General features: G+C 44.2%; 18 protein-coding genes and 1 pseudogene. 15 read left to right on the top strand and 4 right to left on the bottom strand.

The features are described 5' to 3' along the window. Position 1: 1 nt before the first annotated feature. The 10 genes from ABID99_RS17445 (at position 2) to ABID99_RS17400 (ending at position 10,407) form a co-directional block, all read left to right on the top strand. Complete coding sequence (locus ABID99_RS17445; protein WP_373614551.1) at positions 2-670, top strand: response regulator; 669 nt, start codon at positions 2-4, stop codon at positions 668-670. A gap of 412 nt (positions 671-1,082) precedes the next feature. Then, positions 1,083-1,289 carry a hypothetical protein gene (locus tag ABID99_RS17440; protein WP_373614550.1) on the top strand — a complete coding sequence of 69 codons (207 nt, stop codon included), beginning with the start codon at positions 1,083-1,085 and terminating at the stop codon, positions 1,287-1,289. Between the two features lie 322 nt (positions 1,290-1,611). After that, a complete protein-coding gene (locus ABID99_RS17435; protein ID WP_373614549.1) occupies positions 1,612-3,609 on the top strand; it encodes a phospholipase D-like domain-containing protein in 1,998 nt (665 codons plus the stop codon). Further along, entirely contained in the window at positions 3,602-3,913 is a 312-nt protein-coding gene (locus tag ABID99_RS17430) for a hypothetical protein (RefSeq protein WP_373614548.1), read from the top strand. The genes ABID99_RS17435 and ABID99_RS17430 overlap by 8 nt, the downstream gene beginning before the upstream one ends. A 120-nt stretch (positions 3,914-4,033) precedes the next feature. After that, the gene (locus ABID99_RS17425; protein ID WP_373614547.1) at positions 4,034-4,603 is read left to right on the top strand and encodes a hypothetical protein; all 570 of its coding nucleotides are present in this window, start codon (positions 4,034-4,036) and stop codon (positions 4,601-4,603) included. Positions 4,604-4,636: 33 nt separating this feature from the next. Beyond that, positions 4,637-6,007: a DUF4236 domain-containing protein gene (locus ABID99_RS17420; protein ID WP_373614546.1), complete on the top strand. Its 1,371-nt coding sequence runs from the start codon at positions 4,637-4,639 to the stop codon at positions 6,005-6,007. Positions 6,008-6,106: 99 nt separating this feature from the next. After that, the gene (locus ABID99_RS17415; RefSeq protein WP_373614545.1) at positions 6,107-7,180 is read left to right on the top strand and encodes a type I restriction endonuclease; all 1,074 of its coding nucleotides are present in this window, start codon (positions 6,107-6,109) and stop codon (positions 7,178-7,180) included. 11 nt (positions 7,181-7,191) lie between these two features. Next, positions 7,192-7,887: a hypothetical protein gene (locus ABID99_RS17410; RefSeq protein ID WP_373614544.1), complete on the top strand. Its 696-nt coding sequence runs from the start codon at positions 7,192-7,194 to the stop codon at positions 7,885-7,887. Positions 7,888-8,022: 135 nt separating this feature from the next. Next, on the top strand, positions 8,023-8,574 hold the full coding sequence (locus ABID99_RS17405; protein WP_373614543.1) for a hypothetical protein: 552 nt from the start codon (positions 8,023-8,025) through the stop codon (positions 8,572-8,574). 69 nt (positions 8,575-8,643) lie between these two features. Further along, positions 8,644-10,407 (top strand): ATP-dependent endonuclease, encoded by a 1,764-nt coding sequence (locus ABID99_RS17400; RefSeq protein ID WP_373614542.1) that lies wholly within the window; start codon positions 8,644-8,646, stop codon positions 10,405-10,407. Positions 10,408-11,163: 756 nt separating this feature from the next. On the opposite strand, the gene ABID99_RS17395 is transcribed toward ABID99_RS17400, so the two are convergent. Continuing rightward, positions 11,164-11,439 carry a potassium channel family protein gene (locus tag ABID99_RS17395; RefSeq protein WP_373614541.1) on the bottom strand — a complete coding sequence of 92 codons (276 nt, stop codon included), beginning with the start codon at positions 11,437-11,439 and terminating at the stop codon, positions 11,164-11,166. Then, complete coding sequence (locus ABID99_RS17390) at positions 11,420-12,013, bottom strand: ion transporter (protein ID WP_373614540.1); 594 nt, start codon at positions 12,011-12,013, stop codon at positions 11,420-11,422. The genes ABID99_RS17395 and ABID99_RS17390 overlap by 20 nt, the downstream gene beginning before the upstream one ends. Positions 12,014-12,162: 149 nt before the next feature. On the opposite strand from ABID99_RS17390, the gene ABID99_RS17385 reads away from it, so the two are divergent. Further along, complete coding sequence (locus ABID99_RS17385) at positions 12,163-12,957, top strand: hypothetical protein (RefSeq protein ID WP_373614539.1); 795 nt, start codon at positions 12,163-12,165, stop codon at positions 12,955-12,957. A gap of 94 nt (positions 12,958-13,051) precedes the next feature. Beyond that, positions 13,052-14,347, top strand: coding sequence for an Ig-like domain-containing protein (locus ABID99_RS17380; RefSeq protein WP_373614538.1), 1,296 nt, complete (start codon positions 13,052-13,054; stop codon positions 14,345-14,347). Between the two features lie 256 nt (positions 14,348-14,603). Here the strand turns inward: ABID99_RS17380 and ABID99_RS17375 are convergent, their stop codons facing one another. Both ABID99_RS17375 and ABID99_RS17370 read right to left on the bottom strand, forming a co-directional pair. Then, a complete protein-coding gene (locus tag ABID99_RS17375) occupies positions 14,604-16,292 on the bottom strand; it encodes a P-loop NTPase fold protein (protein ID WP_373614537.1) in 1,689 nt (562 codons plus the stop codon). A gap of 3 nt (positions 16,293-16,295) precedes the next feature. Next, positions 16,296-19,025, bottom strand: coding sequence for a hypothetical protein (locus ABID99_RS17370; RefSeq protein ID WP_373614536.1), 2,730 nt, complete (start codon positions 19,023-19,025; stop codon positions 16,296-16,298). Positions 19,026-19,460: 435 nt separating this feature from the next. On the opposite strand from ABID99_RS17370, the pseudogene ABID99_RS17365 reads away from it, so the two are divergent. From ABID99_RS17365 to ABID99_RS17355, 3 genes and pseudogenes are all read left to right on the top strand, one after another. After that, positions 19,461-20,609: pseudogene (locus ABID99_RS17365) on the top strand (TraM recognition domain-containing protein); the annotation flags it as partial. A 57-nt stretch (positions 20,610-20,666) separates the two neighbouring features. Continuing rightward, the gene (locus ABID99_RS17360) at positions 20,667-20,957 is read left to right on the top strand and encodes a helix-turn-helix domain-containing protein (RefSeq protein WP_373614535.1); all 291 of its coding nucleotides are present in this window, start codon (positions 20,667-20,669) and stop codon (positions 20,955-20,957) included. Between the two features lie 3 nt (positions 20,958-20,960). Further along, the gene (locus tag ABID99_RS17355; protein WP_373614534.1) at positions 20,961-22,829 is read left to right on the top strand and encodes a site-specific DNA-methyltransferase; all 1,869 of its coding nucleotides are present in this window, start codon (positions 20,961-20,963) and stop codon (positions 22,827-22,829) included. The last annotated feature ends 2 nt before the right edge of the window (positions 22,830-22,831 follow it).

Raw genomic sequence — 22,831 nt, 5'->3', positions numbered from 1 at the left:
TATGATGTTTAAAAACGTATTGATCGCCGAAGACCATGAAAGTGCCAGCATTTCCGTCAGGAAGACGCTGGCGGATTTGGGGGTGCCGGACCCGGACTTTGCTTATTACTGTGACGAGGCCCTGAAAAGGGTGACGATTGAACTGAGAAACAAACGGCCTTACGGGCTGTTGGTTACGGACCTGTTTTTTGAACCGGATGATAACCCGCAGCGGCTGGCGGATGGCGAAGCGCTGATCAGGGCGGTGCGGCAGGTGCAGCCGGACCTGAAGGTATTGGTGTTTTCAGCGGAACACAGGGCGGGGGTGATCGAACCGTTATTCGAAGGACTGAAAGTCGACGGCTACGTCCGCAAGGCACGTCATGACGCGCAGGAGCTGCGCACCGCTATTGAAACCATTTTTTCCGGGAAAGTACATTACCCCACACACCTCCGGCAGGTTACAGCCCGAAAGAATGCCTACGATTTCACCGAGCTGGACGTAATGATCATCACCCTGTTGTCCCAGGGGGTGCTCCAGAAAAATATCCCCGATTATCTGCAACAAAAGAACATGCAGTCCTCAGCTTTACGCAGCGTTGAAAAACGCCTGAAGCAAATGCGGGACGCCCTGAACTTTTCGAAGAACGAGCAGCTTGTGATTTTCTGCAAGGATATGGGCATCATCTGAAACAAGCAATACGTAGGCCGCTCATACCAGTTCGGGATAAAACATAAAAAATAACAGGGGACGCAGCATCGCGCCGGTCCCCTGTAAACCTAAACCTTATCACAAATCGGGCCGGATGGCCCTTTTCTTTTGCTAAAGTAAGCAATTTCATGCGTAAATAACACCTTTTATCTTTCAGGCAGCGAAGCCTGCTTTTGAACAGCTTCAGGGCATCCGCGGTGTTTTCTGGTATCAGCTTCTTTTTTTTAGTGTAGCCCCAAATTCATTTTCTTCCTTTCAGGCCTGCCCGGTTAGCCCTATAACCCCTCAGTCGTCGGATGAACTGCAAAGCCCTAATCCCGGGCGGTTTCCCGCAAAAAAGGGGGCTTCGGGAGCGCTAATTTTGAACAGACACTAATTAACAAACATGGTTATGAAAACTTATTACGTAAATACCAAGCCCCAGGCTAACGGAGATCATGAGGTTCATCAGGATGATTGCCGGTTCCTGCCGGCACCGCAAAACCGGAAACATTTGGGTGCTTTTGCTTCCTGTAGGGGAGCCGTCACTGAGGCGAAAAAAACCTATCCGACGGCGGATGGCTGTGCTTTTTGTTCGCCGGATTGTAATAAAGGATAATCTACTGCGATTGCTGATTCCATCTTTCCGGTATCGATACAATTGTAAACGGTTGTCAAACCCCGTCAACAAAAGAGATGAAATCATTTCCACTTGCTCTTATTCCTTACTGATGCAGGGTGTAAAGGTTTGGATATCGTATCGGTTTGTGTGTCGGTTTAAATGCGGAAAACACCATTACAAAGCGCATTGCCGGAACAGGAGCTTGTTGTTGACAAATGATAAAACGACGCTGGGAAAGGCGGGCCATAACGTTTTTGTTGCCCGGGAAAATAGCTTTCGGGGGCGCATGAAACATCAAAAATTTAAATCTTAAATTTCAATGGAGCTGATCGATCAACAGGTTATCAACGATAACAAGGACATTTATGCCAGGATACAGACAGAGTTGCTCAAAGCAGAATTCGAGATCCTTATCGCAACGGCCTGGTTTACGGACGAGGATCTCTTTAATATCCTGGTCACCAAACTATCCGAAGGTATTCACCTCGAAATCATTGTTGCTGATAATCAGGAAAATGAAAAGCTGGATTTTAGCCTTTTGAGTTCAAAAGGGGCCATCGTTCATAAGATCAAAAATATTGGCTACGGTATCATGAATCAGAAGTTCTGTGTGATCGATAAACGGATCGCCCTGCACGGCTCTTATAACTGGACGGTGAACGCCCGGAAAAACAACCATGAAAGTATCATTAGTACGAACCACCAGGAAACCGTAGCCTCACTGATTGAGAATTTTGAGGCTATAAAAAAGAGAATTGAAGCGGTAAAAGGGGAGACTGCTGACGGTCGATCTCCTGTTGCCAAAAATGAAAGACCGAAGGGGATTCCCATCGAAGTGCCGGCAAAGGTAGGCGCGGAGTTCGAAAAAGTGCTGGATTCAATGATCGCGGCTGAAGTAGGAAGTTTCGACAGGCGGTTATTGCGGGAACAGGGATACGAACGGTGCAGCGCAAACAATGGAGACCACCAGGTATTGCACAAGGCTTTTGATACGTTATATTCTGTTTTTATCAACGATATTGATGTGATCGACGATAAAAAGAAACGCTTATTGACCAAGATCGAGGAACACCGCGTAAAAAACCTGGATCTTCTGGCGAAAAATTGCGAACTCCAGATTGATTTCCTGCAGCGGGAGCATGAGATCAGCAAGTCGAACCTGGAAACCAGGCGTACCGGATTGGAAGTTGAAGCGGATGTTGCTTTAAAAAATATCGATGATCTGAAGCTCATCAAAATACCCTTTCTCGAAAACAAGAATGCGGAGCTCGATCAGCAGATCAAACTGTCGGAGCGGGAATTTATCAAACCAAAGTTTAAATGGTTTGACTTTATTCCTACGGCTATATTCAATCTGACGCTGCTGGTCTACCTGATCGTTTTTTATTCGTCCGCTGCTTATATTTTACTGTTCAGCGTCGCTGATGCCAGGGAGGCGGAAGCGCAGGGCATGCCCATAGCGGCTGCCCAGATTTTTAATCCGGACGCAATGGGCAGAGCACTGCATAAAAGTGGTACCGCCCCGCTCTTTATATTTCTATTTGTGATTATACCGCTTGCTTTTGCTGTCATCGATCGTTTTCTGACCAACAAGTGGGCTGTGATCGCCGGGTTTATTTTCGGCATTGTCTTGCTAGACGGGGCTGTTGCTTTCAAAGTCACACAGGCGGTATATGAGGTCAACTTCGCAAAGGGGAACGTCACGGAAGCCTGGCGCAATGGAATGGCTTTTACAGATACTAATTTCTATCTCGTATTTGTTTTCGGCGCATTTGGCCTTTTGCTGTTCAAGCTCGCTTTTAAAAAGCTGATGGGGATTTTCGAAGACCGGAACCCGGACATTGCAATGCAGCGTAATCAGTTGCTTATTGCGCACCTGCGGGAAGAAATCAACCTTAATGGTGAAAAGATAATGCAGCTCAAAGAGGATGTATCCGCCTTGGAAAAGAAGATCATCCAGTTTAAAGCCGATATTAAACTCAGTGAAAACGAGCTGGCCGGATTGCCTGTAATCCTGAACCAGAACCTGCAAAAGAAAAAAAGCCAGCTGATTACGGACAACAATATCATAGACCAGATCGCTGCCATTTATACAGTGCATATCCAGTCAGATAACCTGCCGATTTCGGTTGACGCATTGAAGGACCGTATTAATGTTTTTCTGGAGGGTTGGAACGATTTTCTATTCAATGAATACGCCATAGCAAAAGCATCCTTAAAAACTTCCGAGGCAGCCAGCGTCGCGCTTGCCTGGCAGAACGAAAAACTAAATATGAACAAACTCGACAAGAGGGTAAAATTAAATACAGGTGAATAAGCTTATCATTTCAGGGGCTATCGCGCTGCTTTCGCTGAACTGCAGCAGCCCGTTAAAAAGCGAAAAAGAGCCGGCCGCGCCGTCAAAAAGAAATTATGTGATCACGCATTACAATATCACTTTTGCGCCGGATCTGTCTAACCGGGTCAACCCTAACTTATACAGGCGGCCGCTCAACGATGTACAGATCCTGAACATCATTACCGCTGACATGTACCCGCAGATTCTGCGCACCCACCGGTCAGAGAACCAAAAGGATAAGCTGCTGGTCGATTTTGTCAATAAAGGGCTGATCACCGAGTAAGCCGTACAAACCGACAAGCTCTTCATTGATTTCGGGCGTTTCCCCAACCAGATCGAACGCATAAGTTATATCTTAAACAAGGTACCTGCCAAGCCTACTTTAAAACAGGATATCGGTAAAATGTCGGCAGAGTTCACGCGGATCAACCAGGCGGCTGGCAGCAAAAATTTCGGCGCCGATATTTGGACTTATTTCAACCAGGGAATCGATGACAAACGCGTGCTCCCGGCAGAGGCGCCCAGGAAGGATGAGGAACTGACCGTTGTGAATACTTACCGCAACGTGTTGGTTTTGACAACAGACGGTTACATCGAGGCGGGAATATTCGGGAAAGGTTTCGATCTGAGCCAGAAAACCATAAACGGTTTCAGAAAGGCTTTCCTGGCTTCCGGCGAAAATGATATCAAAGTTTTTTTCCGGAAAAACAAATCGTTCCGCATCAGGCCGGTCAATAATGAGAACCTTAAAAACCTGGAGGTGCTGGTCATGGAGCTTTATGACCGCTCGATGTCGAAAGGGGGCAGTGCGACCGTTCAGCCGACAGATATGGAGATCATGAAACTTTTCTGGACGGACTGGCTGGAGCAATCCAGGGTAAAGCGCTTCGAACTGCATCCATACGCTAATTCCGCAGGTGAGGCTGAACAGATCATTCTGAATTTTCTTGGCGTTAGCAAAATTCAATCCTGAACTTCTTAATGAACAACCTAAACCTTATCAAATATGAGCTGGTCATATCGTAAGTCTTTCGGATCGGGGCCGTTCCGGGTCAATTTTTCTAAAAGCGGTATCAGCTATTCTCTGGGTGTGAAAGGGGCCCGCGTTAACGTCGGGCCCAAAGGTACCTTCGTCAGCCTGAGTGCACATGGTATTACTTACCGGAGGAAATTACAGGGGCCAGCATCGGCAGGGGCACCAGAAAAGCATCGGGCATTAGCCCCCGTAATTGACAAAGGCCATGATATCGCTTCCGCAGCTATCGGGCAACTGACAGATACAGATTCTATGGACTTCGTAGCTGAACTGACCCGGAAAGCGGGCCTGATAGCTTATGTGAACTGGCTGGGCATTCCGCCGCTTTTGATTTTTATTGCGGCCATGCTGTGGACTTCTTTTGGCAGCCGGACTGTGGTCAGGCGGCCTGCAAGGGATAGCATCTCGGTTATGGTGACCTCCTATGAAGGTGTAAACATCCGGAAGCGCGCGGATGCCGGTTCTGACATTGTCAGAGCGGCAGTTTACGACGAAGCTTTTCGTTTGACCGATTCGACCAATACAAAATGGGTTGGCGTAGGCTTCCATGATTCTACCGGATATATCAACCGGCGTTTTGTGCGTATTGATCATGTGCCATTGGAAGCGGTTGCAGAAACGCAGGCCTTCCTGGCCAATCCATATGCCGTTTATGAATTCCTGCTGGGCATCCTTGTTTTTACGGTACTTATCCGCTGGTTGCGGAAGCTGGACAAAGAGCGCTTTGAGATGGAACTGCATTACGACATGGATCCGCAGTTTCGAAAGGTGTATGAACAGTTTGGTGTTCATTTTGCCCGGTTTTCCGGTTCAGCAAGAATCTGGCAGTATCTGAACGCGCAACAAACCAGCGATTATAAACGGAATGCCGGAGCGGGTAAGCTCATCAAACGAAAACCATTACGCGGTGTCTTCACCAATAAACCTCCACTTCCGTATTTCATCACCAACGTATCCACGCCCTGCATTAAACTGAACACCCTTGAATTTTATTTTCTGCCGGAAAGGCTGCTGATCAGGGAAGGAAACTCATTCGCGGCGGTGTTCTATAAAAATCTGCGGATAACCGGGTATACGACGCGTTTTATTGAAAGTGAATGGCTGCCACCGGATGCACAGGTAATTGATCAAACCTGGCGGTATGTCAATAAACGCGGAGGACCGGACAGGCGCTTTAACAATAACCGGCAAATCCCCATTTGCGCTTATTCTGAGTATACCCTGACTTCCGATACCGGGATTTACGAAATCATCTCCACCTCGAAGAAAGGTGCGATGGACGATTTCGCAAGCTTTCTGGGACAGATCGGCAACCTCCAGGCAAGGATGCCCACGGGTTAAGCCGAAGGCTCGAAACCAATCAGGCAGATGAAAAGTGCCCATGAAAAGCGCACAGGAATTAATGATTCAATTTTGCTACAGCTAAAACTTAATACGATAATGGATTTTAAAGATCAGATACTGCAATTAGCCTCCCGTGTCGAGAAATTGATCCCACAGCTCAAGACCGAGGAAGCCACCAAAAACGCCCTTATCATGCCTTTCATACAGGTATTGGGCTACGACGTATTCAACCCCTTCGAAGTTAACCCCGAATTTATCGCCGATATCGGCATCAAGAAAGGGGAAAAGGTCGACTACGCTATCATGAAAGACAGCGAACCCGCCATCCTCATCGAATGCAAGCACCACCTCGAAGACCTTGATCCGCACAATTCGCAGCTGTTCCGGTATTTCCATACCACCAAAGCGAAATTCGGGCTGCTGACCAACGGGCTGAACTACCGGTTCTACACGGACCTCGTAGAAAAGAACAAGATGGATGCGACCCCTTTCTTCGAGTTCAATATTACGGAGATCAAGGAAACAGAAATTGTGGAACTGAAAAAGTTCCATAAATCCTATTTCGACGTGGAAAGCATCACGAACACCGCCAGCGAGCTGAAGTACCTGAATGAACTAAAAAGCCTGCTGAACAAAGAAATGATCCTGCCTTCGGAGGCATTTGTGACCTTCCTGACCAAACAGGTTTATTCCGGCGTGATCACGACCAAGGTAAGAGAGCAGTTTACCCCGATCGTCAAGCGTTCGCTGAACCTGCTGGTCAGCGATGCGATCAGCGAGCGGCTGAAGTCTGCATTGAACCAGGAAAAGCAAATGGAAGTCGCCGAGGCCGTGAAAATGGAAGAAGCCGTAGCTGAACCGCAGAACGGTATCGTCACCACCGAAGAGGAAATCGAAGGCTTCCATATCGTCAAATCCATGCTCCGGCAGCATGTGGGGGCCAACCGGATTACTTACCGGGACGCTTTATCCTATTTCGCCATCCTGCTGGACGACAACAACCGCAAGACCATCTGCCGGCTGTATCTCGGTACAGGCAGGAAATTCCTCGTGGTACTGGATGAAGCCAAGAAAGAAGTCAGGCATGAGATTCAGTCCGTAGATGAAATCTACGGCTACCTGGACGCATTGCTGGTGGTTATCCAAAGGTTGGAAAAAGTTAAAGTTTAAATCTTGTCGAGATGCCTTACCGGTTTGAAGAGTATAGGGCCGCGGTGCTCCGGGATTACGAGGAGCAAAAAGCGTCGGGCAAACTGCCGCTGAAGCTTGCTTTTCCCACAGTGGTTAATTTAAAAGAACATGCGCTTTCAGCCTGTAAAGAACGGTTTCTGCGCCAGGATGAGAACGTGCTGATTTCATTCTTTGAGCGACAGTCAGATCCGGACGCCTATATAGATGCAATCAATAAGGCTGATGCTGACATTTTCCGGCCGGTAAACTATTTTTTAAAAGGGAGGACACAAAGCCCGGAGGAAAAGCAGATCGAACTACTGGCCTGGTTAACCGATTTCGAAAACCGGCCGTACTCGAATTACATTTCGAAAGTGGCAGAAAAAAAAGGAGTCCGGACCCTCATAACTCATATTGGATCCATTCCCCAAACCCTTTGGGAACATATCCCCAAAAAGTATTTAAAGCTTTGCATGTATGTAATAATACCGGTTCTTTTTTTAACCCTGTTCCTGTTGAATAATACGGATGGACCAGAGCACTCTGTACCCGGGTTTGTCTACGTTTGCGAAAGCTCAACCGCAATAAGATATCATCTGCGGAATAACTGTATAGGCTTACGTAATTGTCAACATCGCATTATAAAAATCAGCGTGAACGAAGCAAAGAAAACCGGGCGGACGCTTTGCCACCTGGAAGGTGGTTAGTGACAGATCCGTTAAATAAAACGGATCTGAATTTTTTGACTCGTTGTAGTAAAAACGAAAAATTACTTAACAAGTTTTTTCGGGCTTCTGTTACCGAGGTAAATATTAAAAATCAACCATTTTTAAAACCATACAATGAATATTAAACTTACCCACATTTTTGCACCTCTCATGGTTGTCCTGTCATCATGTGCTAACAATAATACCCAGATCGCGGAGAACACTTTTATTCACGGGGATAAGATCTATAAACTGATCGATAATGAATTAAGGGAGATTGGCGATCTGAATGCCAAAGAGATTAAAAAGTTCGAGATATCAAAGCCTAAACAACGGGATTTAGGTTTGGCTTCCCTGAACTTTGTTAAAAAGGGAGCCTATACAACACTCAAAGCCTTGTACAGGGGCAACTTTTTATACTATGCGTTGAAAGTACAAGGGTTGAACGACTTGCGTGATAATTACCAGCCCGGACGGATCACCATAGAATTTATCGACGAATTTGGCTTTATACTCCATTCGATCGAAATACCGGTTTCAGATCTGACCGCCATAGTTGGTGATGACGGCAAACCGGCGGAGTTCGTCTACAATGGCAAGACCGAAATGAGCACTGAAATAAACGCTGCTATTAAATCCTATGACGTTACAGCGGGTATAAGACGTAAATCCTTTTATGGCTATTAACGAACTCAACCTTGGAGATCACGATATAGCTGTTAAATTAAAATAAACCAATAAATAAACTTTATAACAATGGCAAAACCAAAGGCTACAGCAACAGAGGAAGTATTGCTGGATTCTGGTAATCCAGCAATAAACAGACCAAGACTTACCAAACTCATTATTAAAAACTTTCGGGCTATTGGCAATAAACCGGTTGAGATAGATCTCAATGATATCGTAGTCCTGGTTGGTGGAAATAACGTCGGTAAAAGCACCATATTAAAGGCCTATGAAATTGCCATGTGCCAGGGCTCAAGTAATGGAATACTCTCCATAGATGATTTTCCACGGGGAGAGGTGACTTTAGATGAGCTGCCTGAGATTGAAATTCAAACTGTTGTATTTGACAATGCGCCTGGGGAAGAATGGATCACCGTGACAGATCAGGGTGAAAGGTTAGTACGAGAGAAATTTACATGGTCGGAACCAGGAAAGTCTTCCAAAAGACAAGGATGGGATTCGAAGAAGGAGATCTGGAGCGAAAAGGTCCCCTGGGGGGCGCCTAATGTTGCTAACTCCAGGAGACCCGAACCACACCGGGTCGACGCTTTTGATGATCCTGCAAAACAGGCGGAAGAAATTAAGAAACTTCTCAGAAAGGTACTTGATGATAAAGTAAAGCAACATAAAGGGTTTGAGGATCAGGAGAGCGTGTATAATTCATTATTAAAACAGGTAGAAAAGCTGCAGCGTGCTATAGTCGCCGAAGCTGAAAGTGAAATAAAGGAAATCAACCACGAATTATCGCGAATGATCGGTCAGGTCTTCCCTAACTATAAAGTTGACTTTGATCCGAGGACGACTGACGGAATCGATAAGACGATCAGTTTATTTAAAGGCGAGGCGCAATTGTTGATGGGACCTGAAGACGGTTACATGAGCAGTATAGAAAAACAGGGCAGCGGTGCCAGGAGAACATTGCTTTGGTCGGCATTGAAATATATTTCAGAAACGAAATCAAAGAAGAACGACGATGGAACACCAGTTCGTCCGCATTTGCTGTTATTAGACGAACCCGAAATTTGCTTGCATCCGAACGCCATCCGGGAGGCCTGTAATGTGCTTTACAATTTGCCAAATAACCATTGGCAGGTAATGGTGACTACCCATTCGCCTATTTTTATTGACCTTTCCAAGGATAACACAACAATTGTAAAGGTAGAACGTAAAGCGGATGATTCTATCGTTGGTACAACCGTTTACAGGCCCGACCGCTTAAAATTAAGTCCGGATGATAGATTAAATCTCAAATTATTAAACATTTTCGACCCTTACGTCGCCGAGTTTTTCTTCGGAGGTAAAACCATTATCGTGGAGGGGGATACGGAGTTTACTGCCTTCAAGTATGTCATACAAATGAAGCCCGAAGCATATAAGGATATCCATATCATAAGGGCGAGGGGTAAAGCTACTATTGTATCAATGATAAAGGTTTTGAACCAGTTCGGGGCTGATTATGCTATTCTTCATGATGCTGATTCGAAACTGGCAAGCAATGGCAATGCTAATCCGGCCTGGAAGATTAATGAAAATATCCTGAACGAAGTACAACTAAAGCCGGAAGGTGTCAAAGTAAGATTACTTTCCTCTATTACAACTTTTGAGGCTGCGTACTTTGATGAAGAGATAAAAAGTGAAAAGCCTTATAACGCTTTGCAACAGCTGAGCACAAACCCGGTTTTTTTTAATCGGATTGAACGGTTGTTGTTGTGCCTCATTGATCATGCTGCAAGTCTTCCCGAAAAGTGTATGGAATGGAAATCAATGGAAGAACTTGAAATGGCTTGTCAATAAATGGCTTTCGGTTAATACTTAAAGCCCTGCAACAAAGTCCTGCGGATGGAGTCTTTCAGTTGCTGGGTAGGTTTTACTTTTGGATTTTTGCGTTTAAATCGTTGTACAATGCGGATTCCCAGTCTTCATACGCCAGGTTAGGTTAGGGAATACGATATACCTCTCACGCCAAAAATGTGTCAGGCTGTCAACTTCATGATTTCTGCGGCTGTTATCCTGACTCAGGGTACCTTGTTTATCGAATGCTTTATTGATATCAGTCAGGTTATTTCCTAAAAGCAGGATGATCGTATTTTTTAAGCTGATTTGTTGCCATCTGGTTTCTTTACTGCTTGGCGTATTGCGACGCTGAAACTTAAAACGGCAGGTATCGGCAGGGGTGCAGTAGGGGAACCCGAGTTCTGCCTACCCCGTAGTGTAAAGACACAGACTGAATCATCGTATTCACTATAATCGGTATCGAAATCACCGGCGCGGAGATTGGAAAGCGGGATCTTTTTCAATGTCTCTTCACATGCGTGCTGGCCAAATGCCGGGAGCCGACAAATTAGTATGAGCAAAAAAACGAAACATATTCTGTGCATGACCGGTAAAGGTTGTTGTACCTAAATTACCAATTAAGCTGCTTATATAAAAGGGGATTGTTCGAAGGGAAAATAAATTATTCGCTTTTGTTTTTATCCATCAGCGTGATTACCCGTCAGTAGGTATATACCTGCAATAGCCGGGAACTAAAAACCCTGGATGTGCTAATAGTTAACCATGCAGTTCTTTCCCGCAATGAGGGCAGGTCGCATGTGATGTATTTCTTCGCTTAAATTCATCGGAAAACCCGGAAGCTAAAATACCGGCAGGAAGGGCGAACACGCCGATGCCTAGTATGGAAATGCATGCGGTGAGCGTCTTACCGATGGTTGTTATCGGATAAACGTCGCCGTATCCTACGGTTGTGAGAGTTGCGACACTCCACCACATTGTTTCGGGGATACTCGAAAACTTATCTGGCTGGACATCATGTTCTACAAAGTACATGACGCTGGATGCCAGTATGATCAACGAAAGCACGATGAGCATACTGACGATCAGTTCTTCCTTTTTTTGCTTCAAAGACGCGCCGGATCACCCGAGACGCATTGAGGAAACGACCTAATTTAAAGAAACGTACAAAGCGGATCATTCTGATCAGCCGTAAGGAGCGTAGATCGAGGCCGGATATCAAAGGTAGGTAAAAGGGGAGGATCGCTGCCAGGTCCACAAGCGACCCAGGTGAGATGAGGTATTTTAATCTTCCTTTAACCGGGTGCCGGTATTTTTTCATACTTGTGCATGACCAGATGCGTAGAAGATACTCCAGTGAGAATATGAAGATGGAAAAAAGTTCAAAATCTTTGAACCAAATCTGGTTGGCGCGGTAGTAACTGTCGACAGTTTCCAAGCATACGGCGATGAGATTGAGGAGGATGAGGCTGACGATGATGCTGTTGATGATGCGGTCCCACCTGGTGCCGCCGTCTGAAGGATCAAGTAAAAGGTGTACTTTTTTCTTAATCTGGTTATAGCGGCGGCTCTTTTGATTCTTTTGTAAGGTTTGGGTTAAGCTGTACATTGGTGATCGGTTTAAACAGTTGAAAATACAAAGTCGCAGCTTAATTATTATTGGTCAGCATAAATATTTAGTTGAGGTGAAAAATACCTATAGATTTGCCCGGATTTTCAGAAAGTATTATTTTGGCTGCATAAACATAAACCTTATCCATGTTAAAATATTTATTAGCCGCTTTTTTAATTATTTCTGTTTACAATGCCTTTGCCCAAACTTATGTGGATGTAGCGAATCAGACTATTACTCTCAACTCTACTTCTAATCTGACCGGTAATAACCGGAATTATGTGCGTGTCGATTTCCCTGATAAAACAGCAGCTTATATTTGTCGGATCACAATTAGTCCCAAAGACCGAAACCAGCAGATAAACCATCTTTTCGAACTGATCAACAAACTTGCGCCGGCTGAGCTGGCTGTTAGCGCTAATTTGGCCAGATATGCCGTTAATACCAATGATGGTTCAGCGGTGGACACCTATGTTTTTTCCAATACTTATGACGCTGATAGCTTCGTGCAAAAAAAAGACGAAAACCTTTCTGCATGCCAACAAAGTAATAATGTTGTCAATACTTGTTATGCCTCGAACCAATGTTTGAACCCTTCGCTATATTTTGGCTTCCGGAATAATAACTTGGTAAACGGGCTGGATGTGCATTTAGAGGTAGTGGCGCTGGTTGATTCCGGAAAAAAGGGGAATTCTTATACCTATTCAATCGCCAATGGTGCTAAACAGGAAGTAAAATGCCTTGTTAGCGCAGACAGGCAGCATTGGGAGAACGTAAGTTTAAGGCAGGGTTATTCAATCACTTTCACTAAGGAGCTACCAGTACTCTATTTCCGGATGTTTACTTCTGTACTCAATTTTGTGAACTATGATCTGCGACCGGATGAGCGATATAAAATTATCTGGAGCAGCACCAATAAATGGGACTTGATAAGGTATTGATTGCAAGGGCGACGGAAATAGCCGGTGCGTTCCGCGTGTTAAACAATCAGATTTGGATGTAACATAATTAAATTAGATTCGTCTATGAATTACCATGAAATATATTTACCTACTCGCTGTCACTTTTTGTTTTCCTTTACTAATTCAAGCGCAACAACGCAATTTGAAGATCGTTTATACCGATGATGTTGACCGATTTTGGCAAGCCTATGATAGTGTCGCGACTACAAGTGATACAACAAAGCAAGTAGAATTTATTCAACGTATTTACGTGGATAAGGGCACACCGGGCCTGAAAGCTTTTATGAAAGCCCGCGACTACAATGCAAGGTTGTGGATTACACTGATTCATAAATACCCTAAGTTTTGGAAAAGCATCAGGAGTAACACATTGAATATCAAAAATCAAATTCCTGCTATTACGAAAAGTATTGATAATTTCAGAAAGTTATACCCCGAAATCCGCCCGGCGAAGATGTACTTTACAGTGGGAGGTTTACGCTCAGGAGGCACCACTACTGATGATATGGTACTTATTGGTACAGAAATCGCAACAGCAGACGAAACTACTGATGCTTCGGAATTGAACGATTGGTTAAAGAATGTTTTCAAGAACCAACAGCCGTCAAACCTTGTTGCGCTAAATGTTCATGAATATGTGCATACCCAGCAAAAGGCTGGTGAAGGGCAGCTGTTGCTTGCGCAAACCATAATGGAAGGATCCGCAGACTTTGTTGCAGAACTGGTTACTCACAAGAAAGACAATAACGCTTATATGATTTATGGCCGGAACCATGAGCAAGAGCTAAAAGAAAAATTTCTCGTTGAGATGTTTAGCACAGCGACACGTAACTGGTTATATAATGGCTCCAACAACTCACATCCGGACCTTGGTTATTTCATGGGTTACGTTATATGCCAGAATTACTATTTGAATCATACTGACAAAAGGCAGGCGATAAAAAAGATCATCGAATTAGATTACAACAACGAACAGCAGGTTACAGATTTTCTCAGGGAATCAAGGTTTTATACAGAGCCGATTGACAAGCAGGCGCTGTTAAGCAAATTTGAAAAACTGCAACCGCAGGTAGTTAGCCTTACTCCGAACATTAATAAGCAAGAGGATGTTTCGTCCTCACTCACGGAGGTTACCATTAACTTTTCTGAACCTATGGGTGAAGGCTATTCTTTTAATTTTGGCGAAGGTGGTAAAGAGCATTTTCCCATTTCAGGGGTAGCAGGATTTACGAATGATCGCAAATCATTTAAACTCAAATTAAATTTAAAATCCGGACATAGGTATGATTTTGTAATTACTGACAGATCATTTCAATCTAAAACAGGCTATCCTCTACAACCTTACAACGTGCATTTTGAAGTAAAGTAGTTTATTTTTAGAGGAACCTTATTGCAATTTAAGCATGGTTAGCTTAAGAGATTTTTAAACTACGATCTTTAGATGTCATCCTAAAGGTAATGTCAGCTATAGGATAAAGCTTTTATATCAGAAATTTCAGGAACAAGGACACATGTTACCTTGTGCAGAAAACGAGCCTTTTCAGGTTAGTGCCTTTTGGAAATTGAATATTTGAACCGTCGTACGGGGTAATTGCGTTGGTAAATTTAAGTCAAGAAAATCATCATTACTTCATGGTGACTGTATCTCCGCTGGAAGGTGGCCGTGTCGTGGTCGTAGTCCGGCCAGAAAAACTACCCGAAGTGGGATTATCATTAGGTGCGGGGATCTCAGGTGGTATAAAATCATCGGTTTCCGTGTTGATTTTGTAAGTAGGTGTAGTTTCTAATAGCGGCATCCAATTGATCTCTTTCATGTCCCACGCTGGGTAATGAGCAAGATCATCAGGTTCAGCAAATAATAAACCCCTCAGTCCCTCATGCTCTATCCATGGGGCGTATGCTGGTCCTGAATTCTTGGCCAGTGTCTTATCTAAAAAATCAGGGTCTTTTTCCAGGCTTATGATAAAATCCGGATAGAGCATCGTCAGCGCGACAAACTTTCCCAATTGTGGAATGGTTAAAGCCTTTCTGCCATTATTTTCATCACTTTCCGTGAACAACCCGGTACTATTTGAAATATGGGCCTTCAATCTGAAAATATTGACAAATTGCTTCATCCGCCTTGGATTATGATCAAAGAACGATGCGAGTTCAAAAACGACCTCACGAAATTCCGCTGCGTCCTGTCCCTCGGTGATTTGTAACATGGGTTTATAGGTCACCGGCGTGTTATTGGTTTGTACTTGAATGCCGCTAAGGGATTCAATGAATGCGCGTGTATAGTTGGATGAAGGCCGGGGCACTTCAAAAGATAGTTGAATAAACTTCTCGATAAAACGGTAGCCATAATCGCGGGCATTGCGGAAGCTTTCCGGGCTATTCAGCGGCCCTTTATCCGGGTACAGGAAAGGCAGTAAGTCCTTATATTTTGCAGAGACACCGGCGGCTACTTTTTCCCGGTCCATACCAATAATGAATATCAGCCTTGGTGAATCGGCGATCATCATATTGAGCCCCTGCATTAACTCCGCAGCTTTAGGTACATCGGCCCTGTCCAAGTCATCCACAAATACGAATATTTTTTCCTTGTCGTCTGTCAAAACGTCGATGATATGCGCAAAATCTTTGTGAAACTCTTCAATAAAAGATACGTTACCTTCGTATTTGGGGGTATTTACAAATTTTTCGAGGTCATTCTTAAAAGGATTACCGAATATTTCTGCCAATTGTTTTAATACCAGCGGAAATATGACCAGGGTTCCGGCAGTACCCAAGACTTTGATAATGCTGCCAAGATCTGCCTTATCTTCTTTTAGAAATTGGGACAGGCTTGGCGAGCTATTGAGCAGTTCAAAAAGAATATAGCCATAAATTAATACCATAGCCGCTACCTTGATGATGCTGAGCCAGCCTTTATGCCATTCAAACCTTTTGGCACGGAGTCTTAAATTGGCTATCCAACGCTCACAGAAACAGCGCCTGGCCAGCAGTTTTTCCATAAAAGTCAGCGCAAAAGCCGCCCACATGGATTCTACTTTATCCTGGCGCCAGGCATTAAAGCGAATGGTTTGGTAACCACCGGCTTTCAGTGAATCTTCTAATTGCAACATGAAAGACGATTTACCCGAGCCCCATTCCCCTTCTATAGACAAAGTAAATGGGGCTTTCGTTTCCGGGTTAACCAGAAAAGAATAAACCCCTTCCACGTACGGCCTGAAACCGAGGTAGTCATTTTTTAAAGAGGCGGGTGTATCTTCATTACCGGCCCCACCAATCTCCATGGTGCCACCGGCATTGATCTGTATATTTGCCATCGTTTAGTGCTTGTTATGGGTAATGGCATTCACGGATCTGCATAACTGACTGATGCGCACTGCCTCTTTGTTGTTTGCTATACTTTTTTGCATTTGCTCCAATGCGAAGTCCGATATCTGCCATCCCAGTGGCAATACCGGCCAAACTTTTCTACTTGTACCTACCGCTATCATTTCCGGCCTGATCTGGGTATAACCATAGTTTTTTCTAAAGGCGAACGATTTGTTGTCTCCTTCCCGCGCTTCCGCAACGGTGTTGATCAAACTGACCAGCCCGATAGGAGGCACCAATGGTTCAAAAAGGTGAACCGGTGCATGACTCCTGAGGATAGGTACACTGTTGGGCAGAGACAGAAATTGGATGTTGATCTGCCGGTAAACCGTATCTCGCGCGGACAAGCGTTCAAGAGCCCTGGCAAACACGCGATAGACCTGCGCAGAGGTCTCGGCGCCGGAATTGTCCCAGGTCCCTCCATCCGTAAAATTATGTTCCCCGTAAAGTTTCGCGGTAGGGCTTACATAAGGAAACCGGGCGCTTAAAAATGCCGCGGTGCTCAGGCGGATATCATCTCCTTTTTTTAGGCCGGAGGCCACAAACACGGCCCCTGGAAAATCGAGTGAATCAACCAAGACCGGCGCGATGACGCCTTTTTTGCCTACCCTCGCATCATGGGTATTGGGAAAGAATAAGGGTAATTCATACCGGGTGTTTTTTTGGAGTTCACCTAGCTTAACGCCCAGGGGTATACCCAAATTCCCGCAATGTCTTTCCCAGTCTTCTTCCTGGAGCCTCCCTCTGTCTTTCCATGCCGAGAGGCCAAAGGCAGAGGCCCAGGCGTCACGCCCCAATAAGGCAACAATATCGGCTGTCAAATAATCGTATTGGAATACTTTTAAAATTCGATTGGGATAGAGGGCACGGTCCTTACCCGGGCAGTCGAGGTGCATCTTGCTGGAAGCAACGACTAAAGATAAGCCGATCGAGCCGCCCGAGGCCCCCGAATAGGAAAACACATAGTGCTCGAAGTTTTTGGCGGAGGGGTCGCTGTCGTTTCCTTGAATTACCAAACTGTCCAGGGAACCCATTACCATGGCTGTCCAGGCTGTGGCCCGTATACCGCCGCCAAAGGCATTGACAAAAAACACCGGATAGGGTTTTTTACTGCCGTTTTTGGACAGTGTTTCGAGTTCCGGCCTTCTGTTCTCCAGCCAACGGGTGGCATAAGTTTCCAGGCTATCCGGGAAGCGCGTATACCTGGGATCGTGCTCTACGAGGATATTGTGGTAATCCGTTATTTTAAAAACGGCAAAGCAAGTCATGATCACCAGCAAAAGGCTGACATACTGCACCCCGCGGCGTTTACCGAGGTACATGAGAAAGGCAAAGAACAACAGATAACCGGCAATGCCGCAAAACACGACCGGCATCGTCCAGAAGCGGTCGATCAAGGTCAATTCCCGCTGAATAGATCTGATATTAAAACTAAGAAATATGACCCCGAGAAAAACGCCGCTGACTGTGATCCATGGAGTGATCTTCCAGTTGCCAAGAACAATATCACAGGTACGCAATGTGGTGGTGATCAAAAAAGCAAGGGACAATAATAATAAGTCAAGGCTTAAATAAACCAGGTAATAAGGTTTGGTGTTGCGTTCTGCATCATCCAGTCCCCAATAGATGATCAGGGCGAATATCACGCCCATGCTGATCCAGTAAAAAGGGCGGTTAACACCTGCTCCCTTTTTATAAATACGATCGATCAGGTGGTAACGCAAGATAATGGTATAGATGGCCAAAAAGATAAAGGGGATCGAGATCGGCGGGATTTCTGACAAAAAATAATCCATATGGTATTTTTGCATGGTCTGAAGAATGCCCGCGGCGGGTATTAAAAAAGCTAAAGCCCCCAACAGTCTCCCGATATCAATCTTCGCTGATGGCCGGCCGGCAGCAGCGCCACCAGACTTAAAATCCACCTTCCCGAACCAAAATTGGCAGAAAGTAATCTGTTTCGCATTATCAATCGCCTTCGGCAAATGCCAGCACAGCAAAGCTAAAATGGTAACGGTAAAAAGGAAACAAATGCAAGCCTTGCGGGTACTGTTAATGGTGATCAGCAGGTCCTGCCCCTGATCACTCAGGAACAATACCAGAAAATAGAGTATTAACGTAATCAAAACGATCCGGAAACGCCACATAAGGATCAGCACAGCGATCAGGTTGTCCGAAAGCTCTTTTATCCATCCGTTCCATTTTTGCAAATGAAAGGCTTGACTTACCAGGTAAATTAAGAGTAAAGCGATGGTTACCCACTTGATCAAGGCAGGCAGGAAGATACATAAACTATTGATCCCATCCGGAGCCGCAAGAATGGCCCGATGTGTTCCCCAATCCTCCAGCACGTCCGTTAAGCCTGCTAGTAAGATCATCCCGGCAAACAAGCCGATAGATTTGATGTGCCGGTGGTATGCCAGCCTCAAAAAAATAAGGAAGAATAAAAACACATACAAGCCGATAAAAAAGTAATCCATTGTATTCTGATCGTCGGCTACTTTCAAACCGGTAAAGGTTCGTCGAATCAGGCTGTCACCAAAAAGCTGAATGGTTTCCGTGTGATTTTTCCAGTCCGATAATACCGCCCGCTGGATACCATTGCTCGGATTAAGCTCCCAGGAGATAATACCTGCGGGTAAATGGCCTGAAGCCAACATCCAGGAGTCCTTGTTCATCATGATCGTAGTGATGATTAGTCCGCCAGCCAATAGCAAAAAAAGAGGCCTGAAATTGGTTGTACACCAAGCTTGGAGTTTTTGATAAAAGCCCATCGTCAAAAGGTTAAAGGTTACATGAAGATACGAAAAATATTACAAAATACTCAAAGACAGGCTTTTATTAGTTACCTCGCTCTACTAACAGCACCAGCCGAAAACAGAAGTAAAAGAGAAGCAAGCTTTCGTGGGCGTAGGGGATTATGGATGCCTTAAACTTTAACCCTCAATCTTTGGGATTCGATAATAAATAGTTATCTATTGTTCGGCAATGAACATTTAAATGATTGATATGCTCAACCTGATTTAGTTATGAGATTATAGTTAAAAACTAATGAGAGCTAAAGCATACAAGCGCAACATAAGGTCATTTTTAGAGGTGAAAACTATGTTTAGTAGCTTGCCCCCGCTTCCATGTTTGATATAACGGATGCGGCAGAGTCAGCTAGAACCATATTGTTGGGCTTAAACCGTGAGTGGATCAAAAGGCAAGGCGACTTCTTCGTGGAATCACCTATAAGCTTTCTGACTGCTATCATTTGGTTCTCAAAAAGTATGAAATGGCGAATACTGCACTCTACCGCACGTTATTGAACTGATGCAAATGGATTACGATAGTTTGTTTACTGTTTTAAGAACAGAGAAGGAAATTGAAGTCTTGATCAATCCCTTTGTGAATGCTTACTTGAATGATGTAATGGAACAATTGGAAGGCCAAATCGCATAGGCAAAGATTGTAATGGCGAAGTTGTCCTCCCCTCAGCTTATTATGTATTGTCCGGTTCAGATTTCACCTTGGACATAAATGATATAGAAAAGCCAAAGCTGGTTTGCATGGGAAATAATCCCCAGAAGTTCCAGATTTACGGTGCTGTCCTGTCACTATATGTAAAGAGGTTAGTGAAACTGGTTAACATGAAGGGCAAGCTTAAAAGCAGCCTGATATTCGATGAGTTTCCTGCAATCTATCTCAATAATATGGATACCTTAATTGCAACAGCTCGTAGCAATAAAGTGGCTGCTTGCTTAGGTATCCAGGACTTCAGCCAGTTAAGAAAGGACTATGGTCGTGAGCAAGCGAACGTCATTGTGAACATTGTCGGAAATATTGTTTCCGGCCAGGTAACCGGGGATACAGCTAAACAACTAAGCGACCGATTCGGCAAATTCATGCAGGACAGACAAAGCCTTTCAATAAACAGCCAGAACACTTAAATAAGCAAATCAAAGCAATTAGAAGCAGCTGTACCTCCTTCAAAGATTTCTGGTTTAAGTTCCGGAGAATTTGTTGGGATGGTTGCTGATAATCCAGATGAAAAATTGACTTAAAAGCGTTTCACTGCGACATAAATTAATAATCATGCTGCAATAAAAGCTTAATATGAAAATTACAATGCAATACCAATATTCTCCAGTGTTATTCCGCAAATCGTCCAAGCAAATTACCTACAAGTAAAGGGATATGTAAGAAATATTATTGAGTCAGAAATTGAGCGATTAACAGCCGACCTATCAATGACTCATCTAATAATCGGTAAACATGAATGAATTAAACATCGGGATAAAACATTTATTATATTTGACAAATAGTGACAAGTCAATATCATGAAACGAAAGTCTTTTGGTGAAACTGTAAGAGAATTGAGAGAAAAAAAAGGTTTGCTTTTAAGGCAAGTAGCTGCCGATTTGGAAGTAGATACAGCATTAGTAAGCAAAATAGAACGAGGTGAAAGGACAGCTCAAAAAGAACAGGTATTAAAACTTGCCATGGTTCTAGAGTACAATCTAGACGATCTTTTGGTTACATGGCTTTCGGATAAAATCGTTAATATATTAGAGGAAGAGCCACTTGCACAAAAAGCATTGAAAAATTCAGAAAAAAGATTAAAAAAATAAGACATGGACGGTAAGTCATTCAATATAACCACGAATTTAATAGCACAATTAAAAAATATTATTCCGGCCGCGTTTACAGAGGATAAATTAGACATTGAACAACTGAAGCAGTTGTTTGGCGAAAACGTTAACACCGATAATGAACGGTATCAGCTTAATTGGGCAGGAAAAAATGAAGCCTACAAAGTGTTGCAGTTACCGACGACCGCAACGCTTATTCCCGACAAGATTAATTCTCTTAACTGGGAAACCACTGAAAATATTTTCATTGAAGGAGAAAACCTGGAAGCCTTAAAGATCCTTCAGAAAGCTTACTATGGTAAGGTGAAAGCGATTTGTATCGATCCCCCGTATAATACCGGGTACGATAGCTTTATATATCCCGACAAATTTTCAGAAACCAAGGAAGAGTATGCCCGACGGGTTCGGGATAAGGATGAAGATGGTCTGATGATGAAAGAGGGGCTGTTTCGCCAGAATAAAAAAGAGAATGGACAATTTCATTCCAATTGGCTTTCTATGATGCTGCCCCGCCTTTTTCTCGCCAAAAACCTTCTTTGCGATGATGGCGTGATTTTTATCAATATCGACGATAATGAACTGGCGAATTTAAAGCTCTTGATGGATGAGGTCTTTGGTGAAGAAAATAAAGAGGCAATTATCACGTGGAGACGTCGTCATAATCAACCGAATGATAAATCCAAAATGATTTCTAAAGTTGCGGAGTACATCCTTGTTTATGCGAAAAACTCCGAAGCCTTAAAGCGGAAAAACACTTTTTATGGCCTGCCACTATCCGATGCGCGGCAAGGCAGTTACTCTAATCCGGACAATGATCCGCTAGGCCCGTGGGACTCCAAACCTTGGAAAGCGGGTTCCGGCCAATCAGGTTCCAGATATAAAATTAAAACGCCCACCGGAAAAGTCTTGGATGAAGAATGGATGGGCGCAGAAACCACTTACGCACAATTACTGGCAGCGGGTAAGATATATTTCCCGAGCGGCGGAGATGGTTGGCCGCGTAAAAAGTTCTATTTAAGTGAGCGGATGGCGGAAGGCCAGTGTGCACATAACTTTTGGGGGCACCAGGATTTCGGGAGTAACCAGGAAGGGTCAGCGGAGTTAGCAGAGATATTTAACGGTAAAAATGTTTTTGACAATCCTAAGCCGACTAAACTATTAAAAGCATTGATAAAAATAGCCACCGGCAAAGATGATATTATATTGGACTTTTTCGGCGGCTCCGGTTCCACAGCGCATGCGATCTATGAACTTAATGAAGAAGAAGGTGCCAATAGAAAATTCATACTGGTACAGCTTCCTGAAAAAATAAGTGAATCTGAAGAGGCTTATAAATATGGATTCCGGACCATAGCTGAAGTAACCAGTGCTCGCTTAACAAAGATCGTCCAACAACATAACGAACAACTGGGCAAAGGGCTGAATTTTGACAAAACAGCACCTGTAGGTTTCCGTTACTTCCGGCTGGCGGACTCTAATTTCAAGATTTGGCGCGGAGACTTTTTAAAAACAGAAGCTGATATTGTTGAACAGTTGCAAATGTTCAACACGTTGGAGAAACAACGCTCCTCCGGCGAAAATATGTCTTGGGAGATCGCTATCAAAAATGGAGTTCGTTTGTCCGCTGCATGTTCTGTGCTGGAACTAACAAATGACAGATTTTACTATTATCCTGAAAGGGAACTGATCATCGGTACGGATGCGATAGAATCAGCATCCGCCAAAGAGGTCATCAATCGAAAACCCGCTACTTTCATCTGTCTTGATTCGATATTCAAAAAGAATGATAAAGACAAAACCAATATTCAACTCCTGTTCGAAGACGCGGGAATAACTTTTCATACCATCTGACA

The sequence above is a fragment of the Mucilaginibacter sp. OAE612 genome (genome assembly GCF_041806395.1).
In the GTDB taxonomy this organism is placed as follows: domain Bacteria; phylum Bacteroidota; class Bacteroidia; order Sphingobacteriales; family Sphingobacteriaceae; genus Mucilaginibacter; species Mucilaginibacter rubeus.
The sequence above is the reverse complement of the archived record's forward strand: the minus strand, read 5'-3'. Positions and strand labels throughout refer to the sequence as shown.

Excerpts from the sequence above, each read along its gene's own strand:
- ABID99_RS17445 (WP_373614551.1), top strand. The coding sequence starts at position 2 with ATGATGTTTAAAAACGTATTGATCGCCGAAGACCATGAAAGTGCCAGC.
- ABID99_RS17440 (WP_373614550.1), top strand. The coding sequence starts at position 1,083 with ATGAAAACTTATTACGTAAATACCAAGCCCCAGGCTAACGGAGATCAT.
- ABID99_RS17435 (WP_373614549.1), top strand. The coding sequence starts at position 1,612 with ATGGAGCTGATCGATCAACAGGTTATCAACGATAACAAGGACATTTAT.
- ABID99_RS17425 (WP_373614547.1), top strand. The coding sequence starts at position 4,034 with ATGTCGGCAGAGTTCACGCGGATCAACCAGGCGGCTGGCAGCAAAAAT.
- ABID99_RS17420 (WP_373614546.1), top strand. The coding sequence starts at position 4,637 with ATGAGCTGGTCATATCGTAAGTCTTTCGGATCGGGGCCGTTCCGGGTC.
- ABID99_RS17415 (WP_373614545.1), top strand. The coding sequence starts at position 6,107 with ATGGATTTTAAAGATCAGATACTGCAATTAGCCTCCCGTGTCGAGAAA.
- ABID99_RS17410 (WP_373614544.1), top strand. The coding sequence starts at position 7,192 with ATGCCTTACCGGTTTGAAGAGTATAGGGCCGCGGTGCTCCGGGATTAC.
- ABID99_RS17405 (WP_373614543.1), top strand. The coding sequence starts at position 8,023 with ATGAATATTAAACTTACCCACATTTTTGCACCTCTCATGGTTGTCCTG.
- ABID99_RS17400 (WP_373614542.1), top strand. The coding sequence starts at position 8,644 with ATGGCAAAACCAAAGGCTACAGCAACAGAGGAAGTATTGCTGGATTCT.
- ABID99_RS17395 (WP_373614541.1), bottom strand. The coding sequence starts at position 11,439 with ATGTACTTTGTAGAACATGATGTCCAGCCAGATAAGTTTTCGAGTATC.
- ABID99_RS17390 (WP_373614540.1), bottom strand. The coding sequence starts at position 12,013 with ATGTACAGCTTAACCCAAACCTTACAAAAGAATCAAAAGAGCCGCCGC.
- ABID99_RS17385 (WP_373614539.1), top strand. The coding sequence starts at position 12,163 with ATGTTAAAATATTTATTAGCCGCTTTTTTAATTATTTCTGTTTACAAT.
- ABID99_RS17380 (WP_373614538.1), top strand. The coding sequence starts at position 13,052 with ATGAAATATATTTACCTACTCGCTGTCACTTTTTGTTTTCCTTTACTA.
- ABID99_RS17375 (WP_373614537.1), bottom strand. The coding sequence starts at position 16,292 with ATGGCAAATATACAGATCAATGCCGGTGGCACCATGGAGATTGGTGGG.
- ABID99_RS17370 (WP_373614536.1), bottom strand. The coding sequence starts at position 19,025 with ATGATGAACAAGGACTCCTGGATGTTGGCTTCAGGCCATTTACCCGCA.
- ABID99_RS17360 (WP_373614535.1), top strand. The coding sequence starts at position 20,667 with ATGAAACGAAAGTCTTTTGGTGAAACTGTAAGAGAATTGAGAGAAAAA.
- ABID99_RS17355 (WP_373614534.1), top strand. The coding sequence starts at position 20,961 with ATGGACGGTAAGTCATTCAATATAACCACGAATTTAATAGCACAATTA.